Source organism: Phytohalomonas tamaricis (genome assembly GCF_003012345.1).
Taxonomy (GTDB): Bacteria; Pseudomonadota; Gammaproteobacteria; order Pseudomonadales; family Halomonadaceae; genus Phytohalomonas; species Phytohalomonas tamaricis.
Genome location: NZ_PVRV01000024.1, coordinates 421571 through 433632 on the forward strand (window position 1 = coordinate 421571; position 12062 = coordinate 433632).

Consider the following 12062-nt stretch of genomic DNA (forward strand, 5'->3'; position numbering starts at 1 on the left):
CCAATGTCAGCATGCCGTTTCCCTGACTACTTCGATGAACGCTCTAAGCCCCGCCGGCACATGCCGATGACCGGGATAATAGAGACATAGCCCGGGAATGCGCGGGCACCATTCGTCGAGTAGCGTCACCAGTTCATTACGCTCGAGCCAAGGTCGCAGCGCGACTTCCGAGACATAGGCAATCCCCAGACCCTGCGCGGCGGCTTCACACATCAGCAGCGGGTGGTCGAGCGTCAGCGTACCAGGAACACCTATCGTCAGTTCCTGACCATGCCGTGCGAACTCCCAACGATAGCGCTTGCCGCTGGGCAGACGCAGACGAATACAGGTATGTTCACGCAGATCGTCCGGTGTACGTGGCGCTCCTCGCCGGTCGAGATAGTCCGGCGCGGCCACGATGACAAAACGCGTCTCGCCGCCAAATGGCACTGCGATCATATCTTGAGGCACTGCCTCGGCCAGACGCACCCCGGCATCGAATCCCGCCTCGACGATATCCACCATTCGCCCGTCGGTGACCATATCCAGGGCCATCTCCGGATAGCGCTCGAGAAAGACTGGCACGGCCCGTTCGAGCAGCAACCGGGCGGCAATTTCATTGGCATTGAGGCGCAGCGTGCCGCTGGGACGGCCGCGGTAGTCGTCGACCGCCTCCAGCGCATGCTCGAACTCGCGCAGCACCGGCTGCATGCGCGCAATCAGGCGCTCGCCGGCCGCAGTGGGTAATACGCTGCGCGTAGTGCGGTGCAAGAGCCGCACGCCCAGTCCACGCTCGAGCGTGCGCATCTGGTGGCTGAGGGTCGAGGGTGATAGCCCCATCTCTTCGGCGGCACGACGAAAGCTGCGATAGGCGGCAATCTTGGTCAGTGCGGTTACATCATCAAGAGTTGGCCTGCGATTCATGGTGATTTTTCACCGATTCATGCGATGTTACCCCGATAGTAGCAGCAATCCGGTGGCGCCATGCTGTGGTCATTCCGCCGCCATGGGGCGGCGGCAAAGCAAGGAGCCAGATCATGACGACACCGACACCTCGAACTTGGCTGATCACCGGTACCTCGACCGGGCTCGGCCGCCTGATAACCGAACAGCTGCTGGCCCGCGGCGACCGCGTCGCCGCCACCCTGCGCAAGCCGGAGCAGCTCGATGAGCTGAAAGCGCAATACGGCAAGCAGCTGTGGATCGCCCGTCTCGATATCACCGATACCGACGCTCTCCCGGTCACCGTCGAGCGCGCCTTTGCCGAACTGGGCCGGATCGACGTGATCGTCAGCAATGCCGGCTACGGCCTGTTCGGCGCCGCCGAGGAACTGAGCCCCGCGCAGATCCGCCATCAGCTCGATACCAACGTGATCGGTTCGATCGAACTGATCCGCGCCGTCCTGCCGCATCTACGCACCCAGGGCGGCGGGCGCATCCTCCAGGTCTCATCCGAAGGCGGGCAGATTGCCTATCCCAATTTCAGCCTCTACCACGCCAGTAAATGGGCCATCGAGGGTTTCGTCGAATCAGTCGCACAGGAAGTGGCCCCGTTTGATATCGGGTTCACCCTGATCGAACCCGGCCCGACGTATACGAACTTCGCTTCAGGCCTGGTCCGCGCAACACCGATGGCCGTTTATGACAAAACCCCGGCTGGTGACGTACGCCGGGCCTTGGCAGCGGGCAATTTCGGTCTTTTCAGCGACGGCGCTAAGGTCGCCCAGGCCATAATCGAGAGCGTCGACGTCTTCCCGGCGCCAAAGCGGAGAGTCTATGGCAGTGGCGCATGGCGGCGCATTCACGACGCCTACCACGAGCGGCTGAACGCTCTGGAAGAACAAGAGGAGGTGGCACGGTCCACCGATATGGAGAAGTGATAGCGCGTTACTAGCAATTTGGCGACATCCGGGAAAGCCACCAGAAGGTGTGCTCGGCTGGCAGGCGTTTGCCGTGTAGCGCCCGGACCACTGTCGGTCCGGGCTTTTTTTGTCAGGCTGGTAAATAGATGCCTGTAATTACCACCTTCAGCGCTTGATCTTATCGGTCATAGACACCAATCGAGCACGCTTGCGGTGCGGGAATTTTATGCTTTCTTACTGCGAATGACCGGGTTCAGTGAGCACTAGCGGTAGGACGCACGATGATTTCACTAACGTCCACGTCCGCCGGCTGCTCGATGGCGAAGGCGATCGCGCGGGCAACCGCCTCGGGTGCAATCGCACCCTTGCGAAATTCCCGCATGGCTGCGCTGGCCGTTTCATCGGTAATGGTGTCCGCCAGCTCCGACTCAGTGACGCCAGGGCTGATCACCGTGACGCGGATATCGGCACCGACCTCCTGACGCAGCCCCTCTGAAATCGCTCCCACGGCGAACTTGGTCGCGCAGTAGACCGCGGCGGTAGGACTGACGCTGTGGCCACCGATCGACGAGATATTGATGAACTGGCCCGCACGCTGACGCTGCATGACTGGCAGAGCGGCGGCGATGCCGTGCAGCACGCCGCGGATATTGACGTCGATCATACGATTCCACTCGTCGAGCCTGAGCGCCTCGAGGGGCGACAACGGCATCACGCCGGCGTTATTGACGATCACGTCGATGCGGCCGAAGACTTCTTGGGCGAAGGTAACGAAGGTACGCATCTGCTCGATAGAAGTGACATCAAGCGCATGGTACGCCGCCGTGCCGCCCTCGCCACGAATATCCTCGACCAGTGCTTCGAGTCGCTCGCGGCGGCGCGCTCCTAGTACGACCTGCGCACCCCGAGTGGCGAGCAGGCGCGCCGTCGCTGCGCCGATGCCGCTGCTAGCGCCGGTGATCAGGACAACTTTATCGTGCAATTGTGGAACGGTAGTCATGATGTTCTCCTGCGATTCACGTTGTAGGTCATTGGGTGAGAGGAGAGTCTAAAGCGCGAAACGCTAGGGATAATCGACGCTGTGCTGCATATATTATTAAGTGCAGCGGACATAATCGGCATGACGTATCACGTCCCACTATACATAGCGCTGTTTGAAAAAATCGACGAAGGCGCGCAGCGAAGCGAGATGATGGCGCTGCTGCGGATAGCATAGGAAGAAGCCATCGAAAGGCGCGCACCACTCGTCAAGCAGCGGTACCAGCTTGCCGGCACGAATCAGCTCGGCCATCTGATCCTCAGCCCAGAAGGCGATGCCAATGCCGTTGACGGCGGCCTCCAGCGCTACGCGCTGATCGTTAACAATCAGCGGGCCGTGAACGGCGACCGAGAACCAGCTGTCATCCTTCTTGAACTCCCACTGATAGGGATGGAGCTGCCCCGGCCAGCGCCAGTTGATGCAGCGGTGCTGGTGAAGTTCCGAAGGCGTTCGGGGCTTACCATGGCGCGCGATATAATCGGGCGAAGCCACGGCGATCTGACGAAGCTGTGGCCCCAGCCGTACGCCAACCATGTCCTGTTCGAGCAGCTCACCCAGGCGAAGGGCAGCATCGTAGCCCTCGGCAACGATGTCGACTGTGCTATCGTCGATGGTAACGTCGAGCACGATATCGGGGTAAGCAGTCAGAAACGCCTCGAAGGCGGGCTCGAGAAAGACCTGCGAGGCCAGGCGAAAGGCGTGAATCTTCAATCGGCCACTTGGGCGCTCGCCGAGACTAGCAGCATCAGCAACCGCCGCCGTCACCTCCTCGAACACCGGCTGCAGCCGCTTGAACAGCCTTGCCCCGGCCGTGGTCAGACGCACACTACGTGTGGTGCGGTTGAACAGGCGTATATTCAACCGCGCCTCAAGACCGCGGATAGTCTGGCTGAGTGCCGACGGCGTGACCTGCAACGCTTCTGCGGCACGCACGAAGCTGCCCCGTTCAGCGACCGCCACGAAGGCCTGCAGCTCGGCGAACTCATTGCCGCGCATCGTGGCCTCCTGGTGCACGTAATCCTACCTGGGCGGGACGAGTCTTTTTCATCACTTCACCGTTAAGGCAGTCGTCTTGTTGGGCTGCATGGCGCTATCGTTTCATCGACTGCTCGATATCAATCGGATCATATGAGCCGATCGAGGGGCTGATGCGATCGCAAGCGATCACCTCGGCACGCAGCGGCCACATCCGAGAAGTAACACCTCCTCATGCTCACGCGGGCAGTCTCACCCGTCGTAATGCCTTTGTCGAGCAGCTTGCCGATAATGGTATGCTTTGGCTTACCGACGCTCCGAGGGTTTCCAAGGTTAGCGTATGGCGCTCTTCCGCCTTGAATCAAGCCTGCCTTAGCCATGTCGACCGCGCCCTGCTCAAGGTATTCGATGCCCATCAGGCGATGGTGATCGGTTAAGCTAACGGGTCGTGATGACGAAATTCGCCGCTGCCGACGAGCCACCGCCATGCCACATGCTTTGATCGACTGGACACTTCTTGTACTACACGCACTCGGACGCAGCCTGCTGGCGTTGATAGTTCTGCTGATCGCCTTATGGGGCGCGCTGGCGCTGTGGTTTCAGTTACCGACACCGCACGGGTTGACGGTTGCCGTCATTGCGCTGTGGACACTGCTTGCCAGCGCCAGCATCGTCTTGCTTCTTTTTTCCCGATTACGCGCTTACCGTTGGCGCACCGTGATTAGCTTCCTACTCGCCTTCGCCGCGCTGTGCCTTTGGTGGCAAACCATCGAGCCCTCCAATGAGCGCGACTGGGCGCCAGACGTGGCGCGCCAGCTCACCGCCGACATCGACGGAGATCAGGTTACGCTGCACAACGTGCGCAACTTCGAATGGCGCACGCCCACGGACTTCACGCCGCACTGGGAAACGCGCCGCTACGATCTTTCCGAGCTGAACTCGACCGACTTGATTGTCTCCTACTGGATGGGTCCGGCGATCGCCCATACGCTGGTCAGCTTCGGTTTTTCAGATGGTCGCCACCTGGTGTTCTCGGTCGAGATCCGCCGCGAGCAAGGTGAGTCCTTCTCCGCCCTCGGCGGCTTCTTCAAGCAGTTCGAGGTCAGCCTGATTGCCGCTGATGAACGCGATATCATCCGCACGCGCAGCAATGTGCGCGGCGAGGAGGTCTATCTCTACCGCGTCCAACTGCCCGAAGGCGCGGCGCGCGCGCTGTTTCTTTCCTATCTCGACGAGGCCCGTGAGCTTCACGACGAGCCGCGCTTCTACAATACGCTACTGACCAACTGCACCACGCTGGTATTCGATATGGTCAAGCATATCGTGCCGGGCCTGCCGCTCGACAGCCGCCTGATCATGTCTGGCTATCTGCCCGAATACATCTACGACCTCGGCGGCCTCGACAGCTCTCGCCCGTTTGAGGAATTACACTCACGTGGTCATATCAATGAACGTGCGCACGCCTCCGATCAGGACGGCCATGCGACGCCTGAATTTTCGACCATGATCCGCTGCGGCGTGCCCGCGCCGGACGGCAGTCTGATCGTGCCGGAGCGTGATATGAAAACTGGCCACGATCAATAAAAAAGGCATCCGGACCTGGGCCCGGATGCTTTTGACTTCGGTCAGCTAAGCGTCAGCCCTGCTGCGGTTCGAGCGCGACCTTGATCCAGCCCTCCTCACGGCGATCGAACGCCTTGTAGGCTTCGAGCACATCGGAGATCGGCGTGGCCTGGCTGAGAATCTTGGCGGGATCGATCCGCCCCATGACGGTCATGTCGACCAGTTTAGGGATGTACTTGCTGTGGTTGCAGTTACCCATCTTTAGCGTCAGGTTGCGATTCATCGCCATGCCGATTGGGAAGGCGCGGAAATCAGGCGGATAGACGCCGATGATCGACAGCGTGCCGGCCTTGGCCAAGCTCTGCACCGCCCACTGCAACGCCTGACTCGGCGCGTCGCCGGGATGCCAATTGTCACCGTCCGGGTTGGTATCCGGTGCGTTGGTGCGAGATTCCTGCTCTTCGGTCTCGATGTCACCCTTCTCGCCAGCGTCGTGATCGTGGGCATGCTGGGCATCGATACCCACCGCGTCGATGGCGCGATCCGGGCCGATACCGCCGGTCAGGCGCTGTAGTGTCTCAACCGGGTCCTCGCGGTCGAAGTTGATACACTCGGCACCCAGCTCACGCGCCTTGTCGAGGCGGTCCTGCTTGGAGTCGATGGCAAACACACGACCGGCGCCGAACAGCTTGGCGCTGACGATCGCGCACAGCCCGACCGGACCGCAGCCGAACACTGCAACGCTGTCGCCGTCCTTGATTTCGGCGATATCGGCACCGAAGTAGCCGGTCGGCAGGATGTCGGACATCACGATTGCCTGCTCGTCGCTGACCTCATCAGGCAGCTTGGTCAGCACGGTGGTGGCGAACGGAATACGCGCCTTCTCCGCTTGCAGACCATTGAAGGGTCCGGTCGGCGCCGGTCCGCCGAAGAAGGACGTGCCGGCCTGCTTGCCGTTGGGGTTGGCGACATCGCACTGGGCATAATAGCCGGCGCGACAGTAGGAGCAGGTGCCGCAGCCGATGGTCGAGGACACCACGACCCGATCGCCGATAGAGAGGTTACGTACATCATCACCCAGTTGCTCGACGATGCCGACCCCCTCGTGGCCAAGAATGGTACCTTCTTTCATCGGGGTGAAGGTGCCGCGAATGAAGTGCAGGTCGGTGCCACACAGTGCGGAGGTAGTGAGCCGAATGACCGCATCGGTCGGTTCCTGAATTTGCGGCTCGGGAACGTCATCGACGCGAATATCGCCAATGGCGTGAAAAACGACAGCTTTCATCATGCTCTCCTAATCCATTAAGTGAGGCAGTTGATTGAAGCGATACTTGATCGAAGCAGTACTTGATTGAAGCGGTACTGAAAGATTGCAGGCATGAAGCGTTGAAACTGACAGCGGCCCGCAGCATTCAACACATCACCCTGAGCCTAGTCATGATCAGTGCGGCATGCACGGCGAGTGCCCCTATCGCCTATTGTGTGGCCTGCGGTACATCAATCTCGTCAGTTACACTACCGTCATGGCATCATGTTGAGGCGACAGGAACCGTCGATAGGCTATAGTCTTCGTCTTTTTCTTCGCAGGGGCGGAATGCGTCCCGGTCGATATCACCGATTAGAGTGCGGCTTATGAAGAGTGACCCAGCGTTGAACAGCCCCTACATGCAGTTCGACCGTCTCCAGTGGGCGGCGTTGCGCAATGCCGTGCCGATGATGCTTGATGAGCACGACATCACCGAATTAAAGGGCATCAACGAGGATCTCTCGCTCGACGAAGTGGCCGAAATCTATTTACCTCTGGCGCGCCTGCTGAATTTTTACATTACATCCAACCTGCGTCGTCAGGCGGCGCTGGAGCAGTTCCTCGGCACTGCACGCCAGCGTATTCCCTACGTGATCGGTATTGCCGGTAGCGTAGCGGTCGGCAAGAGCACCACTGCCCGCGTGCTACAGGCGCTTTTGAGCCACTGGCCGGAGCATCGCAGCGTCGAGCTAGTCACCACAGACGGTTTTCTCCATCCCAACCGCGTGCTCGACGAACGCGGACTGATGAAGAAAAAGGGTTTCCCGCAGTCCTACGACATGCACAACCTGGTGCGCTTCGTTTCTGCCATCAAGTCAGGCGTCCCGCAGGTCACTGCACCGATCTATTCTCATCTGATCTACGATATCGTGCCCGACCGAGGCAAGGTCGTCGAACAGCCCGATATCCTGATTCTGGAAGGGCTCAACGTGCTGCAGAGCGGCATGGACTATCCCCACGATCCTCACCGCGTATTCGTGTCAGATTTCATCGATTTCTCGATCTACGTCGATGCGCCGGAAGAATTGCTGCTGCGCTGGTACATTGATCGCTTCATGAAGTTTCGCCGCGGCGTGTTCGCTGATCCGCATTCCTATTTCCACAAGTACGCCCATCTTTCGGAACCGGAAGCGATCGACACCGCACATCGTATCTGGCGTGAAATCAACGGTCGCAACCTTGAAGAGAACATCCTGCCGACGCGCGAGCGCGCCAGCCTGATCTTGACCAAGTCAACGGATCATGCCGTCAGCGAAGTGCGTCTGCGCAAGTGAAGCCGGCGTCGCCGGCTTCACTGCCTCACCTCACAGCGCCTTCAGTTCATCGAGGGTCATGACGGTAGTGACCGGCTGCAGCGTCCTGATCGAGGCCTCATGGTCTTCCGGCGTGGCGGCGGCGCAGGCCTGTTCGGCGATAATCACCTCGAAGTCGCGATCATGCGCCTCGCGCGCCGCGCTCTGCACCGCCATCATCGTACTCACCCCCGCCACCACTACGCGCGTGATGCCGCACGCGCGCAGTGCGGCGTCGAGGCGGGTGCCATAGAACGCGCTGACGCGCGGCTTGATGATCACCATGTCGGCCTTGTCGGCGGCGAGATCGGGATGAAACTCCATGCCGGCGCTGCCCATCTCAAGCACGCCGATCTCATGGGCCTTGCCAAACAGTTGTGAATGCTTGGGCTGGTCAACATAGCCCTGCTCGAAGCCGACCTTGACCAGCACGCTGAGCCAGCCCTTCTCGCGGGCAAGTTCGAGTAGCTGGTTGGCCTTGTCGATAACGCCGCGTTCGTTCACCTGTTCAGCCGCGGCCGCCATCTTGCCGGACGGATGGGTGATGTCGACGATGTAGTCGAGGCCGATAAATGCCGTAGTCATGCTCTCTCCCTATGATTGGAATTGCTGATGGTGATGATGCAGCCACGCTAGGCCGTGGTGCGTTCGCTGTCGAGATCCTTCAATTGCGCGGCAGGATAGCGCTCGCCGGCCACCGCATCGGCGGGCACGGCCTGTTCGATAGCGGCAAGATCGTCGGCGCCAAGTTCAAGTTCGAACGCCTTGAGTGACTCGCTCAAACGCTCGCGCTTGCGTGCGCCGATCAGCGGCACGATATCTTCGCCCTGCGCCATCACCCAGGCGATCGCGACCTGAGCGACGCTCGCCCCACGCGCGTCGGCAACCTTGCGCAAGGCCTCGACCAGAGTCAGGTTCTGCTCGACGTTGCCCTGCTGGAAACGCGGACTAATGGCACGGAAATCTCCCTGGGCGAGCTTGTCCAGCTGCCAGTGGCCGCTGAGCAGACCACGTGACAGCACGCCGTAGGCGGTAATGCCGATGCCGAGCTCGCGACAGGTCGGCAAAATCTCCGCCTCGATGCCGCGAGAGATCAGCGAGTATTCGATCTGCAGGTCACTGATCGGATGCACCGCCGCCGCGCGGCGGATCGTATCGGCGCCGACCTCGGACAGTCCGATATGGCGCACGTAGCCGGCCTTGACCAGATCGGCGATCGCTCCCACTGTCTCCTCGATAGGTACTTGGCTGTCGAGCCGCGCCGGACGGTAGATGTCGATATGGTCGACGCCGAGGCGCTGCAGCGAATAAGCGACAAAGTTCTTGATGGCTTCGGGGCGAGCATCGTAGCCCGACCAGCTACCATCGGGACCGCGCAGTGCACCAAACTTGACGCTGATCAGGGCGTTGTCACGCCGCCCCTTGAGCGCCTCGCCAAGCAGCATTTCGTTGTGGCCCATGCCGTAGAAATCACCGGTATCGAACAGGGTAATGCCGGCTTCCAGCGCGGCATGGATAGTGGCAATGCTCTCGTCTCGATCGGACGGCCCGTACATGCCGGACATGCCCATGCACCCCAGCCCCATAGCCGAAACCTCGGGTCCTTTCTTGCCCAGTGAGCGATAGTCCATGTTGCACTCTCCTGTCGTGAAGATTGAGTTTTGTTGGAAAGGCTGGCGTCTGTCATCAGGATTAAAACGACGCGACCGTTCAGGCCTATGAAGGATTGGACAGCCGCTGCGCCAGCAGCCAGCGATAGATGCGCTCATCGGCGTAGGCTCGCCGCGCCGAGCCGACATGGCTTTCACCTTGATCAAGATAGAGGCGATCCCCTAATTCGTTATCCTTCACCGGTTTCAAGCCAAGCGCACGCACGAAGCCTTGCTGGCGATAGCGCGCCGCCTCGCCGACCGAGAGCCACACCGGCCGCTGCGGGTCCTGACGCGGCACCCTAGTCGGGTCGACCGCCCACAGCGCGGCCCAGTGATCCGTTTGCGCAATGCCAAGATCGAACACGCCGTTGCCACCGAAACTGAAACCGCTCAGATAGCAGCTATGCGGATCTCCACCGTGCTGCGACCGCACCTGTATCACGAGATTCAAAACATCGTCAGCAAAGCGATGCCAGACGTCACCGGCTGAGGGAAGCTGCGGTGCAATGACAATAAACTCCTCACGTGCCAGAGATGACCTGCCCGGCCACAAGGGGCCGTGTCGAGTCAGCGCATCACGGATATCGAGCGGCGCAGCCTCGTCATAGCCGTGCAAAAAACATAGCAGTGGCCAGCCTGCCTCGGGTGCCGGTGCGGCGGGCACCGAGAGCAGATAACGCAGCGGTGAGGCCTCGATGAGCTGAATGTTGTCATCCGGGATCATGTCTTTTCGCCCCTTGTCGAACTGCCATTACCATCAGTCGCGCCGGACCATGCGCCTTGAGAAAGGTAGGCGTCCGCACACGAGCCTGCCACTGCCCGGTTCGCAACCACTCGCTGGCGGTGCGTCATTAAGAAAACCATACTTAAGCAAAGTCTGAATCGGTCGATAGCACTATTCGATAGAATATGGCGTGCTTGTACCGGGAGGCACTCCCCCAAATGAAATTGATCAGGTAATTCGCTCGATGACCTCCACCCCATGCAGTAGCGCTGAAGGCATGGAATTGCAGATGCGCACTCTGATCGATTCCATACAGGAATTCATCGTTCTGAAGGACGGCACGGGGCGCTGGCTGTTCGCCAACAAGGCCGTAATCGAGGCCCATGACCTGCATGCCATCGAGTACGTTGGCAAAACGGATCTTGACCTGGCGGAAGTGAAACCAGAGGCTAGAGAAATATTCGAATACAACACGCGAACCGATGAACAGGCCTGGCAGGAAGGCGCCGCGCTACGAATCGAAAAATCGTTCATGGGCCTCGATCAACGTATCAATACCTGGGAAGTCATCAAGACCCCTACATTCGACGAGGCGGGCAAGCGTCATCAGCTCCTGATCGTCAGTCGCAACATTACCGAGCGCAAGCTCATCGAGGAAGCGCTGCACGCCAGCGAGCAGAAATACCGTCTATTGGCTGAAAACACCTCCGACATTATCGGTATATCCGATCCGGACGGACGTCTTAGCTACCTCTCCCCAGCCTTCGAGCGACAGCTCGGCTACGCTCCGGCCGATTTCATCGACGCGTGCATTCTCACGCTGATCCATCCCGACGATCACGCTGCCATGCGTGCGGCATTTCAAGCTCTAGTCACCAAACAAGCCTTGCAGCGCAAGGTAGAATATCGCTGCCATCGTGCGCAGGGCGACTACCTGTGGCTTGAAGTCAACATGGCGAGCGTCTTCACGGCGCAGGGTAGACTTGGCTATGTCGTTTTCACCAGCCGCGACATTTCCGAACGCAAGCAGTACGACCAGTATTTACGTACCCTGGCGTATAACGACGCGTTAACGGGAATTGCCAATCGCAGATTACTGATGGATCGCCTGCAACAGGAAATCAAGCGTATAGCGCGAGAAGACAAAACGCTGGCAGTGCTCTATCTCGATCTTGATCATTTCAAGGCAATTAACGACACCCATGGACACGATATCGGCGATGAGCTGCTGCTGCGGCTCGCGGAACGTATCGAATCCGGCGCACGCAGTACCGATCTCTGTGCTCGCATCGGCGGTGACGAATTCGTCGTCGTGTTACCTGACGTCGATGAGGCCCAAGTCTTGACCATCGCCGAACGGCTCTATCACGCGTTGCAACAGCCTTGGTCATTAAGCTGCGGCATGTTACAGACTACCTCTTCAATTGGGGTTGCCCTCTATCACCCTGATGATTCAGCCCATACTCTGCTGCGCCATGCAGATGAAGCCCTCTACCAGGCCAAGCGTGCCGGTCGGGCACAAATCAAGCTCTTTACCCTCAGCTGACACCGATCGCCTCCCACACGCAACCGACCGAAGTGCCCTGAACTTACCGCTTCTACGCGTAGATAATGTCGTTGGTCATTATCCCTTATACTGACTAGCTTCAAAGACACGCAGCTGACGTGTC

At 59.6% G+C, this 12062-nt stretch carries 12 protein-coding genes; 5 read left to right on the forward strand and 7 right to left on the reverse strand.

Features of this window, described 5'->3' with window-relative positions; all coding sequences use genetic code 11:
• Positions 1–6 precede the first annotated feature (6 nt).
• The gene (locus C3Z11_RS15760) at positions 7–903 is read right to left on the reverse strand and encodes a LysR family transcriptional regulator (RefSeq protein WP_106478884.1); all 897 of its coding nucleotides are present in this window, start codon (positions 901–903) and stop codon (positions 7–9) included.
• Between the two features lie 113 nt (positions 904–1016).
• On the opposite strand from C3Z11_RS15760, the gene C3Z11_RS15765 reads away from it, so the two are divergent.
• Positions 1017–1859: an SDR family oxidoreductase gene (locus C3Z11_RS15765; RefSeq protein ID WP_106478885.1), complete on the forward strand. Its 843-nt coding sequence runs from the start codon at positions 1017–1019 to the stop codon at positions 1857–1859.
• 235 nt (positions 1860–2094) lie between these two features.
• Here the strand turns inward: C3Z11_RS15765 and C3Z11_RS15770 are convergent, their stop codons facing one another.
• Both C3Z11_RS15770 and C3Z11_RS15775 read right to left on the reverse strand, forming a co-directional pair.
• A complete protein-coding gene (locus tag C3Z11_RS15770) occupies positions 2095–2841 on the reverse strand; it encodes an SDR family oxidoreductase (RefSeq protein WP_106478886.1) in 747 nt (248 codons plus the stop codon).
• Between the two features lie 138 nt (positions 2842–2979).
• Positions 2980–3876, reverse strand: coding sequence for a LysR family transcriptional regulator (locus C3Z11_RS15775; protein ID WP_106478887.1), 897 nt, complete (start codon positions 3874–3876; stop codon positions 2980–2982).
• A 152-nt stretch (positions 3877–4028) separates the two neighbouring features.
• On the opposite strand from C3Z11_RS15775, the gene C3Z11_RS15780 reads away from it, so the two are divergent.
• Complete coding sequence (locus C3Z11_RS15780) at positions 4029–4292, forward strand: hypothetical protein (RefSeq protein ID WP_106478888.1); 264 nt, start codon at positions 4029–4031, stop codon at positions 4290–4292.
• Between the two features lie 49 nt (positions 4293–4341).
• Entirely contained in the window at positions 4342–5439 is a 1098-nt protein-coding gene (locus C3Z11_RS15785) for an Lnb N-terminal periplasmic domain-containing protein (RefSeq protein ID WP_106478889.1), read from the forward strand.
• Between the two features lie 52 nt (positions 5440–5491).
• On the opposite strand, the gene C3Z11_RS15790 is transcribed toward C3Z11_RS15785, so the two are convergent.
• The gene (locus C3Z11_RS15790) at positions 5492–6703 is read right to left on the reverse strand and encodes a zinc-dependent alcohol dehydrogenase (RefSeq protein WP_106478890.1); all 1212 of its coding nucleotides are present in this window, start codon (positions 6701–6703) and stop codon (positions 5492–5494) included.
• A gap of 347 nt (positions 6704–7050) precedes the next feature.
• On the opposite strand from C3Z11_RS15790, the gene coaA reads away from it, so the two are divergent.
• Positions 7051–7998: a type I pantothenate kinase gene (gene coaA, locus C3Z11_RS15795; RefSeq protein WP_106478891.1), complete on the forward strand. Its 948-nt coding sequence runs from the start codon at positions 7051–7053 to the stop codon at positions 7996–7998.
• A gap of 30 nt (positions 7999–8028) precedes the next feature.
• On the opposite strand, the gene C3Z11_RS15800 is transcribed toward coaA, so the two are convergent.
• From C3Z11_RS15800 to C3Z11_RS15810, 3 genes are all read right to left on the reverse strand, one after another.
• A complete protein-coding gene (locus C3Z11_RS15800) occupies positions 8029–8601 on the reverse strand; it encodes a cysteine hydrolase family protein (RefSeq protein ID WP_106478892.1) in 573 nt (190 codons plus the stop codon).
• A 47-nt stretch (positions 8602–8648) separates the two neighbouring features.
• Positions 8649–9647 carry an aldo/keto reductase gene (locus C3Z11_RS15805; RefSeq protein ID WP_106478893.1) on the reverse strand — a complete coding sequence of 333 codons (999 nt, stop codon included), beginning with the start codon at positions 9645–9647 and terminating at the stop codon, positions 8649–8651.
• Positions 9648–9732: 85 nt separating this feature from the next.
• Entirely contained in the window at positions 9733–10392 is a 660-nt protein-coding gene (locus C3Z11_RS15810; protein WP_106478894.1) for a carboxylesterase family protein, read from the reverse strand.
• A 244-nt stretch (positions 10393–10636) separates the two neighbouring features.
• Between C3Z11_RS15810 and C3Z11_RS15815 the strand changes: the two genes are divergently transcribed.
• On the forward strand, positions 10637–11938 hold the full coding sequence (locus C3Z11_RS15815) for a sensor domain-containing diguanylate cyclase (RefSeq protein ID WP_262927450.1): 1302 nt from the start codon (positions 10637–10639) through the stop codon (positions 11936–11938).
• The last annotated feature ends 124 nt before the right edge of the window (positions 11939–12062 follow it).